Origin of the sequence: Anaerolinea thermophila UNI-1, from assembly GCF_000199675.1 — a bacterium.
Classification (GTDB): Bacteria; Chloroflexota; Anaerolineae; order Anaerolineales; family Anaerolineaceae; genus Anaerolinea; species Anaerolinea thermophila.
In genome coordinates, this window is the sequence record NC_014960.1 from 1465132 (window position 1) to 1490083 (window position 24952).

At 51.0% G+C, this 24952-nt stretch carries 22 protein-coding genes and 1 pseudogene; 8 read left to right on the forward strand and 15 right to left on the reverse strand.

Going from position 1 to position 24952, the window contains the following annotated elements:
* The first annotated feature begins 23 nt into the window (after positions 1-23).
* The gene (locus ANT_RS06530; protein ID WP_172634579.1) at positions 24-3695 is read left to right on the forward strand and encodes a [protein-PII] uridylyltransferase family protein; all 3672 of its coding nucleotides are present in this window, start codon (positions 24-26) and stop codon (positions 3693-3695) included.
* Here ANT_RS06530 and thiS read toward each other — a convergent pair.
* From thiS to ANT_RS06560, 6 genes and pseudogenes are all read right to left on the reverse strand, one after another.
* Positions 3675-3896 (reverse strand): sulfur carrier protein ThiS, encoded by a 222-nt coding sequence (gene thiS, locus ANT_RS06535; protein ID WP_081460204.1) that lies wholly within the window; start codon positions 3894-3896, stop codon positions 3675-3677. The two genes, ANT_RS06530 and thiS, sit on opposite strands and share 21 nt — an antisense overlap.
* Positions 3893-4621, reverse strand: coding sequence for a type 2 periplasmic-binding domain-containing protein (locus tag ANT_RS06540; RefSeq protein ID WP_013559728.1), 729 nt, complete (start codon positions 4619-4621; stop codon positions 3893-3895). The genes thiS and ANT_RS06540 overlap by 4 nt, the downstream gene beginning before the upstream one ends.
* A gap of 9 nt (positions 4622-4630) precedes the next feature.
* The gene (uppP, locus tag ANT_RS06545) at positions 4631-5452 is read right to left on the reverse strand and encodes an undecaprenyl-diphosphatase UppP (RefSeq protein WP_013559729.1); all 822 of its coding nucleotides are present in this window, start codon (positions 5450-5452) and stop codon (positions 4631-4633) included.
* The gene (locus ANT_RS06550) at positions 5449-6003 is read right to left on the reverse strand and encodes a tRNA-ribosyltransferase family protein (protein ID WP_049784836.1); all 555 of its coding nucleotides are present in this window, start codon (positions 6001-6003) and stop codon (positions 5449-5451) included. The genes uppP and ANT_RS06550 overlap by 4 nt, the downstream gene beginning before the upstream one ends.
* A 23-nt stretch (positions 6004-6026) precedes the next feature.
* The gene (locus ANT_RS17685; protein ID WP_172634560.1) at positions 6027-6836 is read right to left on the reverse strand and encodes a transposase; all 810 of its coding nucleotides are present in this window, start codon (positions 6834-6836) and stop codon (positions 6027-6029) included.
* A 70-nt stretch (positions 6837-6906) separates the two neighbouring features.
* Positions 6907-7521: pseudogene (locus tag ANT_RS06560) on the reverse strand (tRNA guanosine(34) transglycosylase Tgt); the annotation flags it as partial.
* A 61-nt stretch (positions 7522-7582) separates the two neighbouring features.
* On the opposite strand from ANT_RS06560, the gene alr reads away from it, so the two are divergent.
* Together alr and recJ are read left to right on the forward strand one after the other, a co-directional pair.
* Positions 7583-8695 carry an alanine racemase gene (gene alr, locus ANT_RS06565; RefSeq protein ID WP_013559730.1) on the forward strand — a complete coding sequence of 371 codons (1113 nt, stop codon included), beginning with the start codon at positions 7583-7585 and terminating at the stop codon, positions 8693-8695.
* Between the two features lie 6 nt (positions 8696-8701).
* Positions 8702-10399, forward strand: a complete 1698-nt coding sequence (gene recJ, locus ANT_RS06570) for a single-stranded-DNA-specific exonuclease RecJ (protein ID WP_013559731.1) — start codon at positions 8702-8704, stop codon at positions 10397-10399.
* 18 nt (positions 10400-10417) lie between these two features.
* Here the strand turns inward: recJ and ANT_RS06575 are convergent, their stop codons facing one another.
* Positions 10418-11101, reverse strand: a complete 684-nt coding sequence (locus ANT_RS06575; RefSeq protein WP_013559732.1) for a glycosyltransferase family 2 protein — start codon at positions 11099-11101, stop codon at positions 10418-10420.
* A gap of 132 nt (positions 11102-11233) precedes the next feature.
* Here ANT_RS06575 and ANT_RS06580 point away from each other — a divergent pair, with 132 nt between their 5' ends.
* The 5 genes from ANT_RS06580 to ANT_RS06600 all read left to right on the forward strand — a co-directional run bounded on the left by ANT_RS06580 (position 11234) and on the right by ANT_RS06600 (position 15482).
* Entirely contained in the window at positions 11234-11827 is a 594-nt protein-coding gene (locus tag ANT_RS06580) for an RNA polymerase sigma factor (RefSeq protein ID WP_013559733.1), read from the forward strand.
* Complete coding sequence (locus tag ANT_RS06585) at positions 11805-12350, forward strand: anti-sigma factor family protein (protein ID WP_013559734.1); 546 nt, start codon at positions 11805-11807, stop codon at positions 12348-12350. Before ANT_RS06580 ends, ANT_RS06585 begins: the two co-directional genes overlap by 23 nt.
* Positions 12340-13305, forward strand: a complete 966-nt coding sequence (locus tag ANT_RS06590) for a DUF8173 domain-containing protein (RefSeq protein WP_013559735.1) — start codon at positions 12340-12342, stop codon at positions 13303-13305. The genes ANT_RS06585 and ANT_RS06590 overlap by 11 nt, the downstream gene beginning before the upstream one ends.
* Before the next feature lie 31 nt (positions 13306-13336).
* Positions 13337-14188 (forward strand): toast rack family protein, encoded by an 852-nt coding sequence (locus ANT_RS06595; protein ID WP_013559736.1) that lies wholly within the window; start codon positions 13337-13339, stop codon positions 14186-14188.
* Positions 14189-14255: 67 nt separating this feature from the next.
* Entirely contained in the window at positions 14256-15482 is a 1227-nt protein-coding gene (locus ANT_RS06600; protein WP_013559737.1) for an anion transporter, read from the forward strand.
* Here the strand turns inward: ANT_RS06600 and nadD are convergent.
* The 8 genes from nadD to ANT_RS06640 all read right to left on the reverse strand — a co-directional run bounded on the left by nadD (position 15479) and on the right by ANT_RS06640 (position 24927).
* Positions 15479-16105 (reverse strand): nicotinate-nucleotide adenylyltransferase, encoded by a 627-nt coding sequence (gene nadD / locus ANT_RS06605; protein WP_013559738.1) that lies wholly within the window; start codon positions 16103-16105, stop codon positions 15479-15481. The two genes, ANT_RS06600 and nadD, sit on opposite strands and share 4 nt — an antisense overlap.
* Positions 16093-17352 (reverse strand): GTPase ObgE, encoded by a 1260-nt coding sequence (gene obgE, locus ANT_RS06610; RefSeq protein WP_013559739.1) that lies wholly within the window; start codon positions 17350-17352, stop codon positions 16093-16095. The genes nadD and obgE overlap by 13 nt, the downstream gene beginning before the upstream one ends.
* A gap of 81 nt (positions 17353-17433) precedes the next feature.
* Complete coding sequence (locus ANT_RS06615; protein ID WP_013559740.1) at positions 17434-18759, reverse strand: cyclic 2,3-diphosphoglycerate synthase; 1326 nt, start codon at positions 18757-18759, stop codon at positions 17434-17436.
* Between the two features lie 82 nt (positions 18760-18841).
* Positions 18842-20605: an arginine--tRNA ligase gene (gene argS, locus ANT_RS06620; RefSeq protein WP_013559741.1), complete on the reverse strand. Its 1764-nt coding sequence runs from the start codon at positions 20603-20605 to the stop codon at positions 18842-18844.
* 140 nt (positions 20606-20745) lie between these two features.
* Entirely contained in the window at positions 20746-21012 is a 267-nt protein-coding gene (gene rpsT / locus ANT_RS06625; protein WP_013559742.1) for a 30S ribosomal protein S20, read from the reverse strand.
* Positions 21013-21153: 141 nt separating this feature from the next.
* Positions 21154-22329, reverse strand: a complete 1176-nt coding sequence (locus ANT_RS06630; protein WP_013559743.1) for a phosphoglycerate kinase — start codon at positions 22327-22329, stop codon at positions 21154-21156.
* 76 nt (positions 22330-22405) lie between these two features.
* Positions 22406-23455: a type I glyceraldehyde-3-phosphate dehydrogenase gene (gene gap, locus ANT_RS06635; RefSeq protein WP_013559744.1), complete on the reverse strand. Its 1050-nt coding sequence runs from the start codon at positions 23453-23455 to the stop codon at positions 22406-22408.
* 122 nt (positions 23456-23577) lie between these two features.
* The gene (locus ANT_RS06640) at positions 23578-24927 is read right to left on the reverse strand and encodes a gluconeogenesis factor YvcK family protein (RefSeq protein WP_172634580.1); all 1350 of its coding nucleotides are present in this window, start codon (positions 24925-24927) and stop codon (positions 23578-23580) included.
* Positions 24928-24952 lie beyond the last annotated feature (25 nt).

Consider the following 24952-nt stretch of genomic DNA (forward strand, 5'->3'; position numbering starts at 1 on the left):
TTGCCTCGGGTATAATGAGGATTATGATACGTCCTATGCTGGAAAAGCCTTCCTCGCGGGTTGGAGCCGATGAATTTGTTCTTTCAAGCCCTGCACAAGTTTCCTTTCTCCACATTTTAGAATTCCTCAAACAGTATGCGATTGAAGAGTCGGTCCTTTCCCATTTGATGACGGTGATAGAGGAACAGGACGACATCGAAAGGATTCTGACATACTTTGAGCGCCTGACATCGCAACCACGTTCGGAAAGGTTATGGTTTTATCTCTCCCAAAATCTCCGGGTTATTGAAATTCTGACGGTCCTTTTCTCGCGAAGCCAATTTCTATCGGAGATTTTGCTTCGCAACCCTGACCTCATTTTTCGTTTACCTTCCTATCGGCGGATGGCGCGCCCCAAGTCGGTTGAACAATTTTATTCTGAAGCCTTTGCATGGCTTAAAGAAAACAAAGAAGAGTCTCTCCAATGGATGAATGACTTACGCCGTTATCAGTCGGCTGAATTGTTGCGTATCGGAATTTGTGACCTGCTGGATTTATACGATCTTCCTGCGGTAACCCGTCAATTGAGCGCGCTTGCGGATGCTTTGATTCGACTTTCTCTGCATCTTATCTGTGAGAACTTGAATGTACCCCCTGAAGCGTTGACGGTGATTGCCCTGGGCAAATTGGGCGGGGGTGAATTGAATTATTCTTCGGACATTGACTTGCTGTTTCTAACCGATTCAGGAGACCTGGAAAGGCTTCAGCACGTAGGGGAGCGCCTGATTGATGTCCTTTCGCGAGTCACTGAAGAGGGATTCCTCTATCGTGTCGATATGCGGTTGCGTCCATGGGGAAGGGTTGGTCCGCTCGTTTCAACAATTGATGGCTATCTCTCATACTTGAAAAATCATGCTCGCCCATGGGAAAAGCAGGCTCTTTTGAAAGCCCGTGTCATCAGTGGTTCTCCTCAGGTAAAACAAAAATTCATTGATGGAATTCATCAGACAATTTTCTCCCATGGGGTGGACGAAGTGCGCGCAAGTGTTTTTGCCATGAAACAGCGCACAGAAGCGGTATTGAAACAAAAAGATCAGTTATGGGGCGAGGTCAAACTGGGAGAAGGTTCGGTTAGAGATGTGGAATTCACCTTGCAGTTCCTTCAACTTGCCTATGGCCCTGATGAGCCGGAGATTTTGACCGGGAATACCCTCGAGGGTTTGGTGCGTTTGGCGGCTCTTGCCTTGATTGATCCGGATGAGTATCGTATTCTCTCTGAAGGCTATATTTTCCTGAGAACGGTGGAGCATTACTTGCAAATGATGCATTACCGCCAAACCCATAGTTTGCCCAATCATCCTGAGGCTTTGCGCAAACTGGCGCGACGTTTGGGATATGATGGAAAAAACCCTGAACAGGTCTTTCTGGATCGTTATGAGCAACACCGTAAAGCCATCCGTGCCGTTTTTTTGAAATATGTGGGGAATGGACATATGAGCGCAAATTCACCTGTAAATTCTGCGCAAGCGGAAAACAATGGAGAACAGGGAGAGGTAACTCAGCATCTCAATCGCATGACGGTTTCTTATCGCGAAACGTATACTGAAGCGCAAATTGCTCAGCATGCTCGATTGGCGCGGTTGCTGAACGAGAAAATCCCCTGTCGTGTAGAAGCCCATCCGTTAGAGGGCAATCTATGGCAGGTTACCATTGTGGCACTGGATGTCCCTGGATTGTTTTCGATTATTACGGGGTTGTTATTCGTTCATGGGTGGAACATTCTCAGTGGCGATGCGTTCACTTATGAAGCCCTGAAAAATAGCGCTGTAATGCCGTCTGCGCGCGACCCGCGGCGAAAAATTGTTGATGTTTTTATTGTTCAACCTGTAGACTACCATAAAGTAGATTCTTCGGCGTGGGATGAATTTTCAGCAGATTTGACCACCTGCTTAATTCAAATGCGCTCCGGAGAGAGGCGTGAGGTAATGGGGGATTTGACGCAAAGGGTTGCAAAGTGTGTTCGAAAACCTGAATCGCTTGTACAAGCCCCACCACTGTATCCTCTGGAAATAGTAGTGGACAATGATTCCAGTGAGCATCTTACGCTTTTGCATATTCAGTCTCAGGACACGGTAGGTTTTTTGTATGAACTGACCAATGCGCTGGCAATTACCGGGATCTATATTGACCGTGTACGCATCGAGACGGTGAATCAACGCGTGCGCGATGTGCTCTACGTGACAGATTTGAACGGCAACAAAATTACCAGCGAAGAGAAACTGCGTGAACTTCGCACTGCAACCGTGCTGATTAAGCATTTTACCCATTTGCTCCCATTTTCTCCCAACCCGGAAAATGCGCTGCTGCATTTCCGCGACTTCATGGATCAGTTGTTGAGGCGACCTAACTGGACGGATGAAGTTGCTTCGGTGGAACGCCCTGAAGTGCTTCAAGCGCTGGCTCAGGTGCTGGGTGTGAGTGACTTTCTCTGGGAAGATTTCCTGCGAATTCAATATACCAATCTGTTCCCTGTGGTTACCGATGTTCAGGCTCTGGGGTCGGTGAAGTCTCGTGAAAAATTGCAGGAAGAGATTGGGGGGATTCTGGATGAACTTCATCATGGCGCTCAGGCACCCGATGAAAACGCCCCCTGGATTGAGGCTTTGAATGCCTGGCGGGACCGTGAAATGTTTCGGATTGACATGCGCCACATCCTCGGGCATACGAAGGAATTTTGGGACTTTGCCAGCGAATTGACCGATCTTGCGGAAGTGGTCACCAACGTGACTTTTCATCTTTGCCATGAAGATTTACGCAGTGTCTATGGAACTCCTTTGCTCGACGATGGCAGGATTTGTCAGATGAGCGTTTTAGGCTTGGGGAAGTTTGGCGGTAGAGAATTGGGGTTTGCTTCGGATATTGAGTTAATGTTTGTCTATGAAGGAAATGGGCAGACAACCGGTCCAAAGGTCATTTCTTCGGCTGAGTTTTACGAGAAACTGGTTGAGTATTTTGTCAAAGCCATGCGCAGTCGCCGCGAGGGGATTTTTGAGGTGGATTTACGTCTTCGACCTTACGGCAAAGCGGGAAATCTGGCGGTTTCTCTGGATGCTTTTCGGCGGTATTTTTCACCCTCCGGACCAGCCTGGGCGTACGAGCGTCAGGCACTGGTCAAGATGCGTCCTGTAGCGGGGGATGAACGTTTGGGCGAAACGATTTGCCGGATGCGGGATGAGTTCATTTATCGGGGAGAAGGTTTTGATGTCACTGCCATGCGCGCTATGCGTGAGCGCCAGATTCGCCATCTGGTAAAAGGGGGAACTTTTAACCTGAAATACAGTCAGGGCGGATTGGTGGACATTGAATATCTGGTGCAGGGGTTACAAATGCGCTATGGGGCGCAGTATCTTGAAGTGCGTCAGACCAACACGCGGGATGCCATGGTAGCATTGAGAAAGGTCGGTGTTATCTCGGAAGAAGAATATACCCGTTTGCGCAAAGCCCATACGTTTTTGCGCTGGTGCATTGACTCATTGAGAATGGTGAGAGGAAATGCCAGAGATGTGACACTGCCATTGGATGGCACTGAAGAGTACGAATTTTTAGCCCAGCGGATGCGTTATGGCGATGATCCTCAAAAACTGCGCAAAGAGGTACAGCGCTACAGTGAAGATGTACGGGAGTTAAACCACCGTTTACTTGGCGGAACCCCCTGAAATTGCTCCCACTAATTGGAGAAAGTCTCCATCGTTAAGGGGTGTCTCCCCATCCAGCAGTTCGCCGTTCCTGACAACCAGGAAAAGTTCAGGTGGAATTTGCAGAATCTCCAGGGCTTCTCGAACAGTTGAAGCTCCCTGAATCGTGTATTTCTGATCTCGCAGACGTATAGTGATGGTTGGTTTCTCCATTGGCTTCATGGTAACTCAGCCAGACGGTTTTGTAGACAACTTAACCACTCGTAGGCGTGTCCCTGCGGCTCATCGGTGCTGAGAGCAAGAATGGGGAAAGTTTGAGGCTTGTTTAACCCTTCAAGGGGTAGAACACGCACCGAATCATCCACCCAACGGCTGGGAAGTATTCCTAATCCACCGGGTGTGTTTGCAATGAAAGTGCGCATTGCCTGTGGGGATGGAACGAGAACCAGTTCCCGTGGCAAATCTGCCTCTGAAATCCCCAGGAGTTGGAGAAGAAGAGGTGTTACTTCGCTTTCAGGGGCATAACTTGTCAGGGTGAGGGGCAGATTGCTACCTCCCAAATTCTGCCAGTTGAAGGAAGAAAGTTTACCGGTGTAGGCTTTCTGGATATCCTCGAAGCGAACCTGGGCAATAAGGTTATCGGGGTGCACGATGAACAACAGATGTTCCTCTCCTATTTCATAGGCATGGGAATTGCTGGATTGAATTTCTCCCCACTTCAAAGTAATTTGCGGAGTACCTGGTTCAAGAGGAGAAAGCAAGGCTAGCCCACCTCTTGACGGAGTACAGGCTTGAAAATCATCAGAGAGGGAAAGCAAAGAATCGGGAACCTGAACGTATAACCATGCCGGGGTAGGGACAGATTGGGATACAGGCTGAGATACACAACCAATCAGGAATATCCCCAACACGCTTAGGAGTTTCAGCCAGGGTTTAGAAAGTTGCATGGTTGAAATTTATAAAAGGATTTGCCAGGCAAGGATTCCTGCACCCACAACAAGACAATACAGGGCAAAACTTCTCAAACTGTGTCGCTGTAAATATCCCAGTAACCAGTGAATTGAGGCATACCCAACAATTGCCGCGGTGATGAAGCCGGCTGAGAGTTGGGGAAGAAACTCCCACAGTCCTGGCTCGCGAATCAGGTTCAATCCTTCCATAGCGCCGGCTGCCAGCATAATGGGAATGGACATCAGAAAAGAAAAACGAGCCGCCGAGGGACGATCCAACCCGCGCAGCAGTCCCCCGGTGATGGTTGATCCGGAGCGGGAAATCCCCGGAAAAATGGCAAGGGCTTGAAAGAAGCCGGAGACAATCGCGTCCAGGGCATTCATTTGCGAGAGCGAACGGGTGCGCTTGCCCAGCATTTCAGCCAGAAACAGTAATACTGCAGTTCCCAACAGGAAGGATGCGGTTGTGGTGAGGCTGTGAAATGCCGCTTCTACCGCCGACTTAAGAAATACCCCGGCAATGCTGGCAGGCAGAGTTGCCAGCAAAATGTACCAGCCCAGGCGGGCATCCGGTGTTTCAAATAGATTACGGTGTTGAATCCCGCGCATCCATGCTATGAGGATTTTCCATAGGTCTTGCCAAAAGTAAGCGATGACTGCTACCAGTGTACCAACCTGAATAATGACATCAAAAGGAAAGACAATTTGAGGGTCGAGTTTCCATCCAAAAAGGGCAGGAACGATCACCAGGTGAGCGGAACTGGAAATCGGCAAAAATTCGGTCAAGCCCTGCACAATTCCCAGGATGATGGCTTCCAAAAGGGTCATGGTGTTTTCCTTTCGTCAAGGGGGTGTGCATGTTTCCCACGGGGTTGATAATGGGAGAGAAATTCCTCCCGGAATTCGTTGAAGCGTTTTTCCAGAATGGCTTGCCGCGCTCGCCGTACCAGGGTAAGCAGGGTATGAATGTTGTGAATGGAGATCAGGGTGGATGCCAGCATCTCTCTGGCAACGATGAGGTGTCTGAGATAAGCCCGGCTGAAAGTACGACAGGTGTAACAAGTGCAGGTTTCATCAATGGGACGAGGGTCTCGGGCAAACCCGGCATTCATCAGGTTCAATCGCCCGGTAAAGGTCATTGCCGCCGAGTGACGCGCCAACCGGGTGGGTAATACGCAATCGAAGATATCCACGCCACGTGCAATCCCTTCTACCAGGTCTTCGGGAGAGCCTACGCCCATTAAGTAGCGGGGTTTGTTTGCCGGTAAGATTCCGTTGACAATCTCCAGCATGGCGTGCATCTCGGCTTTGGTTTCTCCCACAGAAAGCCCACCAATGGCATGTCCGGGGAAATTCAAAGAGGCGATGCTCTGTTGCAAAGATAGGTTAGGAAGAGATACACCTAGCGGTGTATGTTGTAGACCAGTCCTTTGATAATCGGTTCTCGGTTTTGCAGGCTGCGTTTCCGCGAGCGGATGGCTTGCCCGAATTTGCGCTTGATGACCGAATTCACGGTTTCGGTCTTCCAGCGTTGACCATAGAGACCATCCAGGCGAGCCGCAGAGACAAGCTCGCTTCTTGCTCGTCGTTCAGGGGCCAGCAAATTTCCACCTCGCCGAACGGGTGGAATCAAGTCTTGAGGCCGGACAGTCCGACCATCGAACCCTGAATCGGCCAGCAAGACCCAAGCCCGACGTTTGGCAAACCGCCTGGCTTTGCGGCGCAGATAGCCCAGATAAGGGGCATCGCTACCTGGACCCCAGCCGGATTGCATCGCAAGGATGAATTGCGAGACAATTCCAACGGCATAAACGCCCTTCGCCCAGTGGCGATAGGCTTTTCCCGAACGGCTTTGGTAGTAAGAACTGGCCGGGCCGGGTGAGAAGCCGGTACTATCGGCAGCCACCCCTTCTTCTTCAGGCCGTCCGATTTCCTCGAGCAAGGTCTCGTTCATGCGCATCCAATCCGCTTTGCGTATCTTGGCGTAGGTACGTTGCAGGGTCGTATGATCGGGAACACGCGGTAATTCCAGCTCCTTACCAACCGCATCGCTTGCCAGCAGCCATTCTTCCATGTCGCGATAGCTGAGATTCAGGTAGAACATCAACAAAACACAGGCCCCCAACTGCGGCAACGTGAAGTGATGGGGACTCTTGGCATGTGAATACATCGGTAATGCTTGTTTGGCAAGCCGGTAGGCGATCCTCGCCACTCGGACGTATCTGCTTTCTCGTGTGGTCATACCGTATGTTTACCACATTTCAACCATGATTGCAACAGAGCAAAGAGGCGATAAAATTTGCCGAACGCTCTCGCAAATCTGGAAAAACCCCACCCTGGACAATGCCAAATAAGGCTTGGTCGGGGCGGCTTTTGGCTTTCAAGCAGCGTTCTGCCCAGGCGTGGGTGCGTTCAAGTGCCCGTTCGTTATATGCGCGGTCGTAAGGTGGGGCACACTCGTCGAATGCCATGATGATGTCCGCGCCTAACTGTTCCTGAATCTGGATGGACTTTTCAGGGGTGAAGCGGTGAAGTGAGCCATCAATATGGCTTTTGAAGGTAACCCCATCTTCGTCAATTTTTCGCATAGCCGAAAGAGAAAATACCTGAAAGCCACCTGAATCGGTCAACATGGGGCGATGCCATTGCATGAAACGGTGTAATCCACCCATCTCGGCTACCAGATCCGCCCCTGGGCGTAAGTACAGATGGTACGTGTTTGCCAGGACGAGCGAGGCATCCAGTTCTTCCAGTTGAGCGGGGGTTACGGCTTTTACAGTAGCCTGTGTCCCCACCGGGGCAAAAATAGGGGTGAGCAGGTCTCCATGGGGTGTGTGGAAAACCCCCGCGCGTGCATTTCCATCTGTGGCAATCAACTCAAATTCGAAATGTCTCATAACGCGACAATTATACCGTACCTGCGCCGAAGACCTGATAAATTCTGGTATACTACACGCCATGGATCATGCAGATCTTACAACGTGGCTTGAAATTGATCTCAGTGTCATCCGTAAAAATATTCGTCTGTTACAAGAAATCGCTGGTGTGCCTGTGATGGCAGTGGTCAAAGCCAATGCCTATGGACATGGCTTAATAGAAGCCAGCCGTGCTGCAGTTCAGGCGGGTGTTCAATGGTTAGGGGTTGCTCGCATTGACGAGGCTCTGGAACTCCATCGCGCAGGGATTCGCGCTCATCCAATTGTGCTGGGCTACACTCCTCCTGAACGTGCCGGGGAAGCGGCACAGGCAGGGGTGCGCCTTGCTGTCTACGATTCCCAGGTTGCGCAAGCCTACGCGGCTCAGGCAAAAGCAGTGGGCAAGCCTCTCTACGTCCATGCAAAATTTGATACTGGCATGGGAAGATTGGGAGCCTCGCCGGAGGAAGGGGTGGAATGGATGCGCTGGCTCCATACTCTGGAGGGGTTGCAGGTAGAAGGAGCTTTTACCCATCTTGCCGAAGCCGATGATCCGCAAAAGCCTACGACTCACTGGCAGTTGGACCGTTTCGACAAATTGCTTTCCGGGTTAGAATCTGCGGGGTTGCGTCCTGCCTGGGTGCATGCGGCAAACTCGGCTGGGGCGTTGTATTTCCCTCGAGCCCGCTATAACCTCGTTCGTACAGGAATAGCCATCTATGGGCTTAATCCTTCTGCCCATGCGCCTTTACCCGAAGGTTTTCGGCCTGCACTAACCTGGAAAACACGCTTGACTTCTGTAAAGATCTTCCCGCCCAATCATGGAATCAGTTATAACTACCGCTACCGTACCAAGTCTGAGGAACGGATTGGGGTATGTGCCGTGGGGTATGCCGATGGTTTTCGCCGTCAAATGGGGAACATGGTTTTAGTACGCGGGAGAAGGGTGCCGGTTGTGGGTAGTGTATGTATGGATCAGTGCATGGTCAACCTTGATCAGGTTCCCGAGGCACAGATGGGCGATGAGGTGGTGCTGATCGGTCAGCAAGGCAATGACGAAATTACTGCTGAAGAACGTGCTCATGAATGGGGCACCATTCACTACGAGGTCGTTTGTGGGTTGGCAAATCGTCTGCCGCGTATTTATGTGGAGTGAGGGCTCATGGAACCTGTTCAGGAAAAACGCTGGAAAATTGCCCCGGTTGTGCCTTCCTACCTGGTTGAGGAACTCAAAGATTATTCTCCCGTAACGCGGCAATTGTTGTATAACCGCGGAATTACTTCGAAAATTGAAGCCGAGCATTACCTTCAGGCAGATCTCCCTGGGTACTCGCCCTTTTTGCTCTCGGGAATGACCGAGGTGGTCGATCGCTTGCTGTATGCGGTGGATCACCGCGAGAAAATTGCTATTTATGGCGATTATGACGTGGATGGGGTAACGGCTACTACCCTGATGGTGGAAGTCCTGCAAGCCTATGGTGCAGATGTCCAGTGGTACATTCCCAATCGTTTTGATGAGGGCTACGGCTTAAACGCCGACGCGGTTCGGGAATTGCACGAACGCGGGGTGGATGTCCTGCTTACGGTGGATTGTGGTATCCGTTCGCCGGGCGAAGCCAGGCTGGCTGCCCAACAGGGCATGGATATCATCATTAGTGATCATCACCAGCCGGGTAGCGAACTTCCAGAAGCCGTGGGGGTGATTTGTCCGAAACAGGCGGGAAATGTTTATCCGTATGAACATCTTTCCGGTGTAGGACTGGCGTTCAAAATTGCTGAAGCCTTGTTGTTGCGTCGTCCTCTTGTTGGCGTATCCGCTCACAACTGGTTGGATTTGGTTGCTCTTGGCACGGTGGCGGATGTGGTTCCTTTGACAGGTGAAAACCGTTCTCTGGTGCGAAAGGGACTGGAGATTCTCAAACAATCCAATCGTGAGGGTATCCTGGCGCTGGCACGGGTTGCTGGTCTCAAACTTCCTTCTATTGAGTCAAGTCATATTGGTTTCATCCTTGGACCGCGTTTGAACGCTGCTGGCAGGGTAGAGTCGGCAAAGGCAGCCGTTGAATTGTTGCTGGCAAGAGATCTTTTCCAGGCAGGGATTCTGGCTCAGCAACTGGACGCACAGAATCGTGAGCGCCAGCGTTTGACCCAGGAAGTACAGGAGAGAGCCATTGAGATTGCCAGCGCGGGTAAGAGCGATTATCTGATCATGGCATTTGATCCTGCTTTCAATCCCGGAGTGGTTGGGCTAGCCGCGTCCAGGCTGGTTGAACTGTACTATCGCCCAGCCATTGTGGGGCAAAGCGAAGAAGATGCCGGTCAAACACGCGCATCCTGTCGCTCTATCCCTGAATTTCACATTACCCGGGCGCTGGATCAATGTGCAGAGTTGCTGGAGCGACATGGTGGACATCAAGCTGCGGCAGGGTTTACTGTGAGAAACGAAAACCTCCCTGTTCTTCAAGAACGTTTATCCTCCATTGCAGAGCAGACTTTAGGTAATCTCGACTTAATCCCCTCGCTGCATGCGGATATGGAACTCCCCCTTTCGGAGATTCAACCTGAGGTTTTATGGGATCTTCGGCGCCTGCAACCTACCGGGGAGGGCAATCCTGAAGCCTTTTTTGTCTCTCGAGGGGTTCAGGTGAAAGATGCACGCTGTGTTGGTGCTCGTGGTGAACATTTGAAACTTTCTCTGGTGGATGGGCGGATTGTCTGGGATGCTATTGCGTTTCGTCAGGGACACCATATTCAGAACATGCCGCGGTTTGTGGATGTTCTGTATACCCTGGAGCAAAATACCTATAACGGAAATACTACTCTACAACTCAGGGTAAGAGATTTGAAACCCGCCCAGTGATTGGGCGGGTTTTTTTGATTAATCCACAAAACGGTACTTCAATAATGTCCATACAGCGATGAAGGCGTCTTTCATCTTGATCTTTTTGCCTTCGGAGTACTCCCGTGGGTTGAATCGGATAGGGACTTCATAAATCCTCACCTTGCGTTTAAGTAGTTTTGCGGTGAATTCAGGTTCGAATTCAAACCCTCTGGCATGTAAAGGAATTTGAAGGGCAATATCCCGACGAAACAACTTGTACCCGGTTTCCATGTCGGTGAGGATGTTGTTGTACAGGATATTGGTGATAAAGGTAAGAATTTTATTTGCCACCATGTTCCAGAACAGAATGGGACGTCTGGCTCCGCCCAAAAACCGTGAGCCATATACTACATCGGCAATGCCCTCTTCTACGGGTTGAAGCAGAACAGGGTAATCGCGGGGGTCATATTCCAGATCGGCATCCTGAATGATGATCCAGTCTCCTCTGGCTTGTTGAATGCCTGTGCGAACTGCGGCGCCCTTCCCCTGATTCCTCTCATGAAGAATGACCCGAACGATGGGATCATCTTTCAGAGTTATCAGATAGTCCCGTGTCCCATCGGTGGAGCCATCGTCCACAATGAGAATTTCCGATGCCAGTTGTACAGCCTTTACGCGGCGAATAATCTCCGCAATGGTTTGAATTTCGTTGTAAACGGGAATTAAGACGGTGAGATTCATGGGGCTGATTATAATGGGGAGAGAAAAGGATAAGCAAGATTTTTGCAAAGAATGAAAGGCTGTTGCAAAGCCCTTGCAACTTCTCCTGGAAGTATTCGTATATGGTAGTAGAAAGAAAGACAGGAGTAACTGGTGAGCCACCTGGAAACAGAATGGATACAACAAGCCATTCAGGGCAATGAGGATGCTTTTGCCTATCTTGTGGAGTTGTATCAAAGACCGGTTTATAACCTCTGTTACCGCATGTTGGGAAACGCTCAGGAAGCGGAAGACGCCGCGCAGGAAGCGTTTTGGCGGGCTTATCAGGCTCTGCGTCGATATGATCCTCAGCGTCCGTTCATTACCTGGCTACTCTCCATTGCCGCCCATTACTGCATAGACCAGCAACGTAAACGCCGCATACCTCTGCTGGATCTGGATCTTTTACCCGAAGAAGACATTCCCGACGGTGCGCCTGACCCTGCCAGAGTGATCGCCGAGAGAGACAGTCAGGAGCAAATTCACCAACTTCTGAAAAAACTTTCTTCACTGGATCGTGCCGCCATTATTCTGCGGTACTGGTATGACTTCTCGGAGGAAGAAATTGCCCGTACCCTTTCACTGACCGTGAGTGCCGTGAAAAGCCGTTTGTTTCGTGCAAGGCGGGAATTGGCAGAACGATACCAGATTGAAATGGAAAAGCCTCTTGTGGGAAGGAGAGCCAATGAAACCACATCAACCGTTTGAAACCTGGATTTTTGACGAACATCTTTCACCGGAGGAGCAACAGAGGCTTACAGAGCATCTGCGCCAGTGTGAATCCTGCCGTGCTTTGCAACAGAAATGGTTTGAAGCCCGGGGCGCTTTGCAGGAAAAGAGCATGGCTGCCCCACGAGCAGGATTTGTCCAACGCTGGAAATCCAGTCTGGTGGAGCGGAAAGAGCGTGAACAGCGAAAACAAGCCTGGAGAGTCTTCTGGATTTTTTCCGGAGTGGCTTCCGGGGTGCTGGTTGGCGTTCTTGTATTCTTCCTCACCAGATTTTCTATGGCAGAGTGGCTCAAGTTAAGTGTAGAAGTCATCCATCAATTCTTAGGCTTAACTTCTTCTTTAGGTGGGATTCTCTCAGCATGGATGCAATTAACGCCGATTCCATTGCATCTGTTTGTATCTCTGTTGTTCCTGTTATCCCTGTTGGGTTTAATAGTATTGTGGTTCGTGGTATTGTCTCGAACGTTTAGAAAGGGGGAGGAGCGCTCTTATGAACATTAAATTCAGATGGATTGGATTTGCGGTGGTGGTTGTCTTTCTCTTTGCCCTCTCAGGGTGTGTGTCAACAACTTCTGTGTTCTCCGGGAACGGAGCCGTGATTGGGCAAAGTTTTATCCTGAGAGAAGGAGAAACCTGGGATCAGGACCTTTCGATTATTGGGGGTTCTGCGGTACTGGAAAAGGGTTCTGTGGTAAACGGAGATGTCGCATTGATTGGCGGGACCCTACTCGTGGACGGGACGGTCACCGGGGATATCAGCGCGATGGGGGGGGTAATCTCCCTGGGCAGCCATGCTGTTGTTGAGGGGGACATTGTGACGCTCGGAGCCAATCTTAACCGCGACACCGGTAGTGTGGTGAAGGGGCAGTTTCAGAATGATTTTCCATCTTTCTCTTTCCCTGTCCAGCCGGTGACGCCACGGTTTGGGATCTTCGACACCCTCATGAATATCTTCTGGCGGGTGTTTCAAGCCTTTGCCCTGGGGGCGCTTGCGGTGCTGGTTGCTTTGTTCATGCTCCAGCCTTTAGAGCGGGTAGGAACGACGATGCAATCCACCCCTGTTCAATCAGGTGTTGTCGGGTTTCTCACTTTCCTGGTGGGGTTGGGGGTTTTGCTGGTGATGGCTATTACCATTATTTTCCTGCCATTGAGTTTGCTGGGCATTCTAGCGTTGGGACTGGCATGGATTTATGGCTGGCTTGCTACAGGACTGCTGACAGGCGAGAAGATTGCCGAACTCTTTCACACTTCATGGAGTGGGCCTGTGAGTGCGGGGGTTGGAACCCTTGTGCTCTCGTTGATGGCGAACCTGTTGGGGGCAATCCCCTGTGTGGGCTGGATGATCCCCTTTGTGGTAACCATGATAGGGTTAGGCGCAGTGATTCTCTCCCGCTTTGGGACACAAAAATACCCTGTGCCTGTTCCTGTTGTACCGTCATCATCTGCTATGGAATGAATGTTGCAACAAGTGAGGGGAGGAGGATAGGATGAAAAGGTACGCATTTCTCATCTGGTTAGGACTTCTGATGCTTCTTGCTCTTGCCTGTACCATTGAATTGCCTTTGCCTGAGGTCAGATTGATTGCACCACAAACCTACGAGATTAAAGAACCTTATCCAGATCAGGAACCGGCTGAGTTGCTGATTCGCATGGGAGCGGGAGAGTTAACCCTGTCTGGTGGCGCTGACAATCTTGTTGAAGGGAAGGTTGAATATAACGTGGAGGGTTGGGAGCCAGAAATCCAGCGAGAGGGGCGTGAAGTACGGGTTGAACAGGGAGTAAAAAGCGCAAATTTTACCCGGGGTGTTCAGAATCTGGTAAATCGCTGGGAATTAACCCTGGGAAAGCGTTCCATGGACTTTGCCCTTGAGGCGGGCGCATATGATGGAAACCTGGATTTTTCCGATGTCCCTCTGACTCGACTCAGGATTTCCGATGGTGCCAGTAAGGTACGGGTTGTTTTCAATGTGCCCAACCCAGAGGTGATGCGCAGTTTTACTTACGAGACCGGGGCATCCAATATTACGTTGAAAAAACTGGCAAATGCCAATTTTGAAGAAATGACCTTCAAGGGGGGAGCGGGCAATTTTACGCTGGATTTCAGCGGAAAACTTCAGCGGGAGGCCAGGGTCTGGATTGACAGTGGATTGGGCAATATGACCGTCATCGTCCCTGCCGATGCAAATTGTCGAATTGTCCTTTCAGGTGGCTTAACCAATGTCTCTACGGAAGGAACATGGACGATTCAGGGACAGGAATATCGCACAAAAGGTGAAGGACCCCAACTGCGTATAGATATTAATGTAGGGGTGGGTAACCTTAAGTTGGTCAGTGAGTAAATCTCGAAGGCATGATTTTTCAAAACGACGCTGGTTCATCGGCGTCGTTGTTTTATAATCGGGAGTTATGAATTTCTGGATTAACCTTGTCATCGTGTTGGTCACCTATGTTGGCATTGCATTGGGAAAATGGCCTCGCTTATCCGTTAACCGTACTACCCTTACCGTCATTGGGGTAGGGCTTTTGTTAGCCTTTGGGCAGATCCCATTCGAGAAACTTCGCGATTATCTGGATATTGATACCCTGATTCTGCTTTTCAGTATGATGGTGGTAAACGCCCATCTGCAACTGGCGGGTTTTTTCCGCGTTGCTGCTCACCTGTTGTTCCGTCTGACGCGGGGACCCAAGGTGTTTCTTGCGGTAGAAATTTTGCTTGCCGGGGTGCTCAGCGCCCTTTTCTTGAACGATACCATTTGTTTAATGCTTACCCCATTGGTGTTGAGTTTGTTGTTGAGCCTCGGTCGCAATCCTATCCCTTACCTGATTGCCCTTGCTACAGCCGCCAATATTGGCTCAACTGCCACATTAACGGGGAATCCCCAAAACATGATTATTGGCGTTTCGTCAGGCATTCCTTATGCGCAGTTCGCGGGGGCATTGACTCCGGTGGCTTTGTTGGGTTTGGGGGTGGTTTGGGTGGTTCTGGTGCTCTTTTATCCTCAGGAATTTCGCGACAAACGTTTTCCGGATATGCAGTCCTCCCAATTAAATATCCTCAGGCCTCAACTGACCAAAACGTTGCTGGTCATTTTGGCAATGCTGGTTGGTTTTCTGGCGGGAGTTCCTGTGGCGCTGGCGGCTTTTCTGGCAGCGTGCGTGCTCTTTTTCACCCGTCGGGTGGATCCGGATAAAGTGCTGGCAGAAATTGATTGGAGCCTGCTGGTTTTCTTTGCTGCACTCTTCATCCTCACCGGTGCATTGGAAGCCAATGGGATTACGCAACGCCTGTTTGAGGCATTGAATTTCCAGGGTAATTTGAATGTTTTAGGGCTCACCTCGGTCTCGGTTGTCTTGAGCAATCTGGTCTCGAATGTGCCGGCGGTCATGCTCTTGCGTCCGGTTGTGGCAGGTTCTGCCCAGCCGGTAGCCGGTTGGTTGACTCTTGCCGCATCCTCTACCCTGGCAGGCAACTTAACCTTGCTTGGCTCGGTTGCCAATCTGATTGTGGCGGAGATTGCTAGCCGCAGGCAGGTGAATCTGTCTTTTGGGGAATATACCCGCAGTGGGGTGGTGATCACCTTCCTGACGTTGATCATCAGTGTATTATGGCTTCAAGCCATGGTTTGGCGTTAATTCCCTGGGAACTGGTAAAGGTGATATTGTTCGATGATTCTGGCGACGCCTTCAGGTACCATGTAACGATAAGGTTGTCCGGAGGAGATCCGCTGCCGGATTTCGTGTGAAGCAATTTGCAAAAGTGGAGCGTTGAAAAAGAATACTTTTTCCCGAAGCCCTGGAAGGGAAGTTTCCAATATTTCCCAATCCAGGACGACTTCAGGACGTCTGAGGACGCCAATGCCATCAAGAAGGCTGACCAGTTTTGCAGGCTGATGCCAGAGCGGTAAATCTCTGAGAGAATCCTCGCCCATGAGATAAAAAAGTTCGCTGTCAGGCAATTTCTCCCTCAACAGGCGCACAGTTTCCACGGCGTATTGTGGAGGGGGGAGTTCCGCTTCAAGCGTGCTGATCTCAAAACGGGCATAGTCCTTCAGGGCTTCTTTTAACATTTCCAGCCGAAGGACAAAGGGGGTAATCTCCACCCCGCGTTTGTGTGGAGGATTGGGGGTAATCATCCACAACACCTGACTCAAATTGAGTTGATGCAGGGCTTCTTCTGCCAGTGCTAAATGAGCCATATGGGGTGGGTCAAAAGTCCCCCCAAAAACACCCACGCGCGAAAGGGTCAGTCCTGCCATTCCAGTTCGTAGTCGCCAATAAAAACGGATTCCCCTTCCTGGATGCCTGCCTTGCGCAAGGCTTCTTCAACCCCCAACGTTTCAATCAGTTTTTGGAAACGGCGCACGGGGGCTTCATATTCCCAGTAGGTCATGGAAGCAGCGCGTTCCAGGGCTTTGGAATGTACGCGCCAGCCGCCAGGTACCCGTTCGATGGTAAAAGCGCGGGGGTCTTCTCCCGGCCGGTAAACGGGGAGCGCGGGAATTTCCTCGACTTTGGGCGCTTTCTGGAGCATTTCTGCGGCTTTCCAGAGCAGTTCTTTTACTCCGGTTCGAGCCAGTGCCGATATCGCATAAGGCTCTACGCCATGGTTTCGCAGTTGTTTTTGAATTTCAGGCCAGCGTTCCTGAACTTCGGGTAAATCAATTTTGTTCAAAGCCACCAGTTGAGGTTTTTCAGCCAGTTTTTCGTCAAACAGCGCCAGTTCGGTGTTAATTTGCGAGTAGTCTGCCAATGGATCTTCAGATAATCCATCTAGAAGGTGAATGAGGACGCGGGTACGTTGTATGTGGCGCAGGAAAGCATCGCCCAGCCCTACTCCCTGATGGGCGCCTTCAATCAGCCCAGGAATATCTGCCAGTACCAGGGTGGTGTTGATGTCCAGTTCGGCAACCCCCAAATTGGGTTCCAGCGTAGTGAACGGGTAATCGGCAATTTTGGGTCTCGCGTTGGTCACTGCTGCCAGTAGACTGGACTTGCCGGCATTAGGCACGCCTACAATTCCAACATCGGCAATTAATTTGAGTTCCAGGCGTAAAATCCGTTCTTCCCCGGGTTCACCTTTCTCCGCCATTTTAGGTACCTGGTTGGAAGGGGTGGCAAAATGTTGATTTCCCCGGCCGCCTCGGCCACCATGTGCAACGATTAACCTCTGTCCAGGTTGGGTGAGATCCCCAAGCAACTCACCGGTTTCTGCATCCATGACCACTGTGCCTGGAGGAACAGGAATGATCAGATCGGGAGCCGATTTCCCGCTCATATTATTGGGGCCCCCGCGGGCGCCATCCTGAGCATGGTAGCGATCTTTGTAACGGAAAGCAACCAGCGTGTTGAGAGTGGGTTTCACTTCCAAAACCACGTTTCCCCCTCTCCCACCGTCTCCGCCATCGGGGCCACCGTGGGGAACGTATTTTTCGCGGTGGAAATGCACCATTCCATCTCCACCGCGACCGCCTCTAACTTTAATGATGGCTTCATCAACAAACATACGCTAATTTTAACCGCAAATCGAGCCGTATGCGAGGGACAATCCTCATATACGGCTCGATTCATAGCCTATAGAAACAACTTATTTCTTCTTGCCGAACTTTTCAGACAGGATGTCCATCAAGTCGGGTTTGCCAATTTCCTGCAGTTCATAGCGCACCCGTTGGATGGGCTTTTGCACCTTAATCACCCGGGTCAGGTCAATGGGGGTGGCGCTGATGACCAGGTCGACATCGGAGCGGTTGATGGTTTCTTCCAGATCCTTCATCTGGGCTTCACCATAACCCATAGCGGGCAGAATCGCGCCGGTGGTGGGGTACTTCTTGTAGGTTTCCAGGATACTGCGCACAGCAAAGGGGCGCGGGTCCACAATTTCAGCCGCGCCGAAGCGTCGAGCCGCTACCCAGCCAGCGCCGTAAGCCATCTCGCCATGAGTCAGCGTGGGACCATCTTCGACGACCAGCACGCGTTTGCCACGGATAGCCCCAGGATTTTCAACGAATAAGGGTGAAGCCGCTTCAATAAAGATGGCATTCGGGTTGACTGCATACAGACTCTCACGCACTTTGATGACATCTTCGGGACGTGCAGTATCCACTTTGTTCAATACGAACACATCTGCTGCGCGGACATTGGTTTCGCCGGGGTGATAAGCCAGTTCGTGTCCAGGGCGATGCGGGTCCGCAACCACGATGTAGAGATCGGGCACATAGAAGGGGAAATCGTTGTTGCCACCATCCCACAGAATGATATCCACTTCCTGCTCTGCCTGGCGCAGGATTTTTTCGTAATCTACACCAGCGTAAACAATCACGCCGTTGTCAAGGTGTGGTTCGTATTCTTCGCGTTCCTCAATGGTGCATTCGTGCTTGTCCAGATCAGCATAGGTCTCAAACCGTTGCACGGCTTGCTTCACCAGATCGCCGTAAGGCATGGGGTGGCGAATGGCGGCAACTTTGTATCCCAATTCGCGCAAAATCAGAGAAACACGACGGGTGGTCTGGCTCTTCCCTGAGCCGGTACGTACGGCACAAACCGCCACAACTGGTTTCGAGGATTTCAGCATGGTGGCTTTGGTACCCATCAGGCGGAAATCGGCACCTGCTGCAAGCACAGTAGAGGCTTTGTGCATGACATATTCATGGGGGACATCGCTGTAAGCGAATACGACCTGATCAACTTTGAGTTCCTTAATCAACCGCACCAGATCGCTTTCGGGGTAAATTGGAATCCCTTTGGGGTATTTTGGCCCAGCCAGTTCAGCAGGGTAAACTCTGCCTTCAATATTGGGAATTTGGGTTGCGGTGAAGGCAACGACTTCGTATTCCGGATTCCCGCGGAAAAAAACATTGAAGTTATGGAAGTCTCTTCCAGCAGCGCCCATGATGATGGTTCGAATTGGTGCCATAGTGTGACCTTTCTCTCCTTATCAGGTGATTTTTCGAAAAAACAAGCGTTTGTAATCTTGATCTACAAACGCTTGTGATTTCCTACATGACCTCGGGGGCTTGAATACCCAAAAGCCCCAGGGCGTTAGCAATTGTCTGTCGTGTAGCGGCTACCAATCGCAGCCGTCCATTTCGCACCGGTTCTTCAGCTGTGAGAACCGGGCATTCATTGTAAAAATCGCTGAAGGTCTTTGCCAGTTCATATGCCGCATTGGCAATGTGCAAGGGTTTCAACTCACTGGCGGCTCGCTGGACTTCTTTAGGGAAGCGCGAAATTAAGTCAATTAGTTGCAGTTCCGCAGGCATCATTGGATAATTGACTTCTGCATGGAGTGGCACGCCGCCAGCTTTGCGTAAGATGCTGGAAGCACGCACGTGAGCGTATTGAATATACGGTGCGGCTTGCCCGTTAAAATCTAGGGCAGTTTGCCAGTCAAAGGTGACAATTTTGGTGTTTTCCCTCGCCAGCATGGGGTATTTGATTGCGCCAATTCCCACAGCCTGTGCTACCTGTTGCTTCTGTTCAGGAAGCAATTCAGGGTTCTTTTCTTCCACTACCTGCAGGGCTCTGGCAGTGGCTTCCCGAATCAGGTCTTCTAGCAGAACCACAGTGCCTTCACGGGATGCCATTACGACATTACCGGGAAGATTTACCAGTTCGTAGGGAATGTGTTGACACCGGTTTGCCCATTCATATCCCGCCAGTTCCAGCGTCTTAAATACCTGCTGGAAATGGAGAGATTGTCTTACGTCTACCACGTAGTAAGAGCGGTATAGATTGGGATAGTCGGAAAACTTGCGTTTTGCCAGCGCCAGATCCTCGGTGGCGTACAGGGCTGTGTTGTCTGAACGCAGGATTACCAGCACACGGTATTTTTCTTCTTTCAGCCCCAGCAATTCGTCTAATTTGACAATTACCGGACCTTCCGGACGCTCATCCTGGGCGATACCCTTTTGAATCAATTCTTCAACCACTTCCTTGCCGGGATGTTCTACCATGCTGTTGAAGTAGTAAATATCAAAGCGGATATCAAGTGTCCTGTACATCTCGCGGAAACCCTGCAGAGACCACTCACGGGTTTCTTCCCACAAGCGTACGATTTCAGGGTCCCGTTTGTCCCAGCGAGCATAAAGCGCGCGAACTTCGCTTTCCAGTTCAGGGTTTTCTTCGAGCCTGCGGTTGGCTTCGGCGTAGAGATCACCCATCCAGCGGGTGGTGGCACCGGCAGGCGGTTTTTCGCCGTTGTGGAATTTCATATAGTTCCACAGCCATTTGATGACGTGCAGTCCGATATCTCCCGGATAATTGGCGCGAATGACGTCATAACCGGCAAATTCCAGTATGCGGCTGATGGAATCTCCCAGGATGGCACTTCTTAGATGCCCTACATGAAAGGCTTTGTGGGTATTCGGTTGGGAAAACTCAACCATCACCTGCTGGTTCAGGCTGGGCCCCTTTCCAAATTCACTGCCTTCTTCCAGCACCTGGTCAATTACGCGTTGGGCATATTCGCTTGAAGAGAAGTACAAATTCAGGTAACCCTTGACGGCTTCTACCCGCTCGAACCCTGCGGGTTTCCCAAGGGCTTGGGCGACTTCTTCAGCCAGTTCCTGTGCTCTCACAGGAACCTGAACCTTTTTCCCCATACGGGCTTCCTGAGCGGCGACCGGGAAAAAGGGGGCAGCCATACCCCATGCACCGTTAAACGGAATCCATCCCCAGGTAAGTTTGATATCCTGGAGCCCTTTTTCACTCAGAATTTGCAGGATTTTTTCCTCAATTTGTTGCTTTTCGGCTTCAAACATGATGCTTTCTTTCTGCGTGGTTGTGTGAGATCCATAAGAAGAAAAAGCGGGAGGATCATCTCCCGCTGCCGACCTCACTGATGAGGGCGCTGTGATGGTTGACAAAGCTCACCCGGCAGTTGCCGGGGATCGAACAAGGGTTACTTTGCCAGGGCTGCAAGACGCTTCATCAGGCGGCTCTTGCGGCGGGCGGCATTATTCTTATGGATGACACCCTTAGAGGCTGCACGATCGAGCGACGAGATTGCCAGCAAGACAGCCTGCTTGGCTTCTTCCACCGATTGGCTGGCAAGGGCTTCTCGGGCTTTGGCTACGGCCGTGCGCGCTTTCCCACGAACGATGCGGTTGCGAATACGTCGTTTTTCGTTTTGCTTATTGCGCTTGATTTGAGACTTGATGTTCGCCAACTTTCCAATCCTCCAGATAATTTCCACAATCGCGACGATGGATTTTAATCCAGACCTTGCCTTTTGTCTAGAGAAAATTTGAAGAAAACTGCGGGGGATTTTACGTCCCCCGCAGCGAACTTATCTCTGACAAGGGATGGATTACTTGTCCAGTAAGGCCGCCACACCGGGCAAGAACAATCCTTCAAGCATCTCCAGCGATGCTCCTCCGCCTGTCGAAATATGGGTGATTTTCTCTGCCAGTCCAGATTTCTGCACTGCCGAGGCGGAGTCGCCTCCACCCACGATAGAAATGGCATTGCTCTTTGCCAGGGCGTCGGCAATGCCGAAAGTGCCTTTGGCAAATGTTGAGACCTCAAAAACACCCATCGGACCGTTCCACACCACAGTCGCGGCGTTCGCAATCACCTTTCCGTATGACGCCACCGTTTCGGGTCCGATGTCCAGAATCATCCAGTCGTCGGGGATGGGACCCACAGGGACAACCTTGGTTTCTGCGCCTTCTTCCATGCTTTGGGCAATGACCACGTCTACCGGCAGGCGTAGTTTAGTACCGCCCTGGGCGATTAATTCACGTGCCAGATCGAGAACCTCGTCTTCCACCAGCGACTTACCCACCGGATACCCCTGGGCTTTGAAGAAAGTGTTTGCCATTCCGCCACCGATCAGGATGGTATCGGCTTTGGTAAGCAAGTTCTTGATCACGCCAATTTTGTCACTCACTTTTGCACCGCCCAGAATAGCGACAAAGGGGCGTTTGGGATTTTCAATGGCTTGGGAGAGATATTGGATTTCCTTCTCCATCAGGAAGCCAGCCACCGCAGGCAGGAAGCGGGCCACCCCTTCCGTCGAGGAATGGGCGCGATGAGCGCTTCCAAAGGCATCGTTGACGTAGATATCTGCCAGCGCTGCCATTTTCTTTGCCAGTTCCAGGTCATTCTTTTCTTCTTCCGGATGGAAGCGGGTGTTTTCCAGCACCAGCACTTCACCGGGTTTGAGATTGGCGGCTGCTTTCTCCGCAGGCTCGCCAACACAATCCTCAGCGAAGGCAACCGGCTTACCCATCAGTTGAGCAAGGTACTCGGCAACCGGTTTCATGGAGTATTTGGGATCAGGTCCGCCTTTGGGTCTGCCCAGATGGGAGAAGAGAATCACTGCGGCGCCCTGTTCCAGCAAATATTCAATTGTGGGCAGTGCTGCCCGGATACGGGTATCATCCTGCACCACGCCCTCTTTGATAGGGACGTTAAAATCCACCCGAACCAGGACTTTCTTCCCTTTGACGTCAATATCCCGAACAGATTTTTTGTTGAACATATGCAACCTCACTGCTCAATACAGGAATTGTCCGCCCTCTTTCATGACAAGAGGGCGGACAGGTTGTTCGTAAGGATTACAGTTTCTTTGCCATCATGGCTGCCAGATCGGCGGTGCGGCAGGAATACCCCCATTCGTTATCGTACCAGGTAACGACTTTGATCAGGTTGCCGCCCATCACCATATTGGAGGGCAGGTCTACAATCGAGGAGCGGGAGTCACCTTTGAAGTCCATGGACACCAGCGGATCCATGTATTCGCCGGTGGTCACCCCCAGGATACCCTTCAAAGCGCCATTGGCGGCTTCCATGAAGGCAGCATTCAGTTCTTCTTTGGTAGTGGCTTTTTCCACAGTGGCAGTGAAGTCAACAATCGACACCGTGGGCGTGGGCACGCGCAGAGCATAACCATCGAATTTGCCCTTCAGGTCGGGGATCACCAACGCAACGGCTTTGGCGGCGCCGGTAGTGGTGGGGATGATGTTCAAGCCAGCGGCGCGGGAGCGGCGCATTTCTTTCTTGTGACCCTGATCCAGAATGACCTGGTCGTTGGTGTAGGAGTGAATGGTGACCATCACGGCGTTCAAAATCTTGAATTTCTCATGCACCACTTTCGCAGCGGGTGCCAGACAGTTCGTGGTGCAGGAGGCGTTGGAGACGATATGGTGTTTGGCGGGGTCATACTTGTCGTCATTCACACCCATGACGATGGTGATGTCTTCATTTTTCGCTGGGGCAGAAATGATGACTTTCTTGGCACCAGCCTGCAGGTGAGCGTTGGCGCCGGCTTTTCCTTTTGCAGGATCGCCCAGTGCATCGGTAAACACGCCGGTGGATTCAATCACAATATCCACGCCCAGATCCTTCCACGGCAGTTTGGCAGGATCTTTTTCGGCTAACACCTTAACGGTTTTGCCGTTGATCACAAGGTCGGTCCCGGAAACTTCAACGGTGCCGTTGAAAATGCCGTAATTGGAATCATATTTGAACAGGTGGGCATTGGTTTTGGCGTCAAACAAGTCATTGACAGCCACAACTTCCAGTTCGTTCGGGTATCGTTCCATAATGGCTTTCAATACCTGACGACCGATGCGTCCAAACCCATTAATACCAACTTTGACAGTCATGAAAAACCTCCTTATGAAGATATAAACTTGACATGCATATGCATGTGTCTTCCGGTTTTCTTTCTGAACCTTTGAATCCCCCTGAGTATGTCCAGACAAACCCATCTAATTATATACGATTTTCAGGATTCGACATTGTTCAAATTTTCACGAATGCTTAAAGGCCCCGTTCGGTCTTCGAAAATTTCCATGATTGCCTGGGCAAGTTTTTGCGGATCATGACGAGTGGGACTCTCTGAATCAATCAGGTCTGTGCAATATACCGGGTAAGATTGTTTGAATTCCTCTCCTGCCAGAACCCATTGAATGCCCTCCGGAAGGGATTTACTGGTGTTCTGGTTGCAAATGATGACGTCAAAGATTCCCTCTCCAATGTACTGCTCAATGGTTTTTACATGGTCCTCGCAGGTAAAGGAATCCGTTTCACCCCGCTGAGTTGCTACATTACAAATGAAGAATTTCAATCCACGACTCACCCGAAGGGCTTCAGCAATGTCTGATACCAGCAAATTTGGCAGAATACTGGTGAATAAACTTCCTGGACCAACAAGAATCAGGTCAGCATTCAGAATGGCTTGAATTGCCGGGGGGTAGGCTTTGGGGTTGTCTGGTTCAAGCCACACCCGGCGGATTTTCCCTTTTGCTTCCGGGATGCGACTCTCCCCCAGAATATGGATTTCTCTGGCGTGGTCGGGAAGTTGAACCTCTGCCGCCAGACGCACGTCATGCAGGGTGGAAGGATATACTCTTCCCCGCACTGCCAGCACTTTTCCCGACTCGGCAATGGCTTCTTCAAAACTTCCGGTAATTTCGGTCATGGCTGTGATGAATAAATTCCCCATGGAGTGCCCGGTGAGTCCGTTGCTTCCCGAAAAGCGGTACTGGAACAAATGGGTCATCAGAGTTTCATCATTTGCCAGGGCTGCCAGACAGTTGCGGATATCGCCGGGGGGAAGAATCCCGAGGGTGCGCCGTAGTTCTCCCGAAGAGCCACCATCATCTGCCACGGTAACAATAGCGGTGATGTTGTGTGTATAGGCCTTAATACCCCTTAACAGGCTGTACAAGCCCGTTCCGCCACCGATCGCAACAATGCGGGGCCCACGTTCGCGCTTGCGAAATTCAGAGAGGGAATCCAGTACCCGTTTACCCGGTTGGATGAATGGGCTGAGCAGGGTCTTGTTGAAGCCCCAAAGACCTATCAGCAATAACCCTAGCCCGATTCCTCCAAAAATCAACACGCGGAGAGGACGGGTGAGGAAGCGTAACGCCAGGAAAGAAACGGCGGGCAACCACCAGGTATCGGGAGCATTTCGGTAAAAATCCAGCAAAAGCATGGCAATCCCTACACCAATGAAGGTGTTGCCCAGCATGATTAATAACAGCCATCTTTTTAACCCCACCCCTGGGGATAACCATCGAAGTTCCCGTCGAAGAATTCCCAGAAAGGTGCGGAAGAAAGGTTTGCGCATGTTCGGCATACGCGGTAGAATATAG

Coding starts and splice junctions, on each gene's coding strand:
- ANT_RS06530 (WP_172634579.1), top strand. CDS start 24: ATGATACGTCCTATGCTGGAAAAGCCTTCCTCGCGGGTTGGAGCCGAT.
- thiS (WP_081460204.1), bottom strand. CDS start 3,896: ATGAAGCCAATGGAGAAACCAACCATCACTATACGTCTGCGAGATCAG.
- ANT_RS06540 (WP_013559728.1), bottom strand. CDS start 4,621: ATGCAACTTTCTAAACCCTGGCTGAAACTCCTAAGCGTGTTGGGGATA.
- uppP (WP_013559729.1), bottom strand. CDS start 5,452: ATGACCCTTTTGGAAGCCATCATCCTGGGAATTGTGCAGGGCTTGACC.
- alr (WP_013559730.1), top strand. CDS start 7,583: ATGGATCATGCAGATCTTACAACGTGGCTTGAAATTGATCTCAGTGTC.
- recJ (WP_013559731.1), top strand. CDS start 8,702: ATGGAACCTGTTCAGGAAAAACGCTGGAAAATTGCCCCGGTTGTGCCT.
- ANT_RS06575 (WP_013559732.1), bottom strand. CDS start 11,101: ATGAATCTCACCGTCTTAATTCCCGTTTACAACGAAATTCAAACCATT.
- ANT_RS06585 (WP_013559734.1), top strand. CDS start 11,805: ATGAAACCACATCAACCGTTTGAAACCTGGATTTTTGACGAACATCTT.
- ANT_RS06590 (WP_013559735.1), top strand. CDS start 12,340: ATGAACATTAAATTCAGATGGATTGGATTTGCGGTGGTGGTTGTCTTT.
- ANT_RS06595 (WP_013559736.1), top strand. CDS start 13,337: ATGAAAAGGTACGCATTTCTCATCTGGTTAGGACTTCTGATGCTTCTT.
- ANT_RS06600 (WP_013559737.1), top strand. CDS start 14,256: ATGAATTTCTGGATTAACCTTGTCATCGTGTTGGTCACCTATGTTGGC.
- nadD (WP_013559738.1), bottom strand. CDS start 16,105: ATGGCAGGACTGACCCTTTCGCGCGTGGGTGTTTTTGGGGGGACTTTT.
- obgE (WP_013559739.1), bottom strand. CDS start 17,352: ATGTTTGTTGATGAAGCCATCATTAAAGTTAGAGGCGGTCGCGGTGGA.
- ANT_RS06615 (WP_013559740.1), bottom strand. CDS start 18,759: ATGGCACCAATTCGAACCATCATCATGGGCGCTGCTGGAAGAGACTTC.
- argS (WP_013559741.1), bottom strand. CDS start 20,605: ATGTTTGAAGCCGAAAAGCAACAAATTGAGGAAAAAATCCTGCAAATT.
- ANT_RS06630 (WP_013559743.1), bottom strand. CDS start 22,329: ATGTTCAACAAAAAATCTGTTCGGGATATTGACGTCAAAGGGAAGAAA.
- gap (WP_013559744.1), bottom strand. CDS start 23,455: ATGACTGTCAAAGTTGGTATTAATGGGTTTGGACGCATCGGTCGTCAG.
- ANT_RS06640 (WP_172634580.1), bottom strand. CDS start 24,927: ATGCGCAAACCTTTCTTCCGCACCTTTCTGGGAATTCTTCGACGGGAA.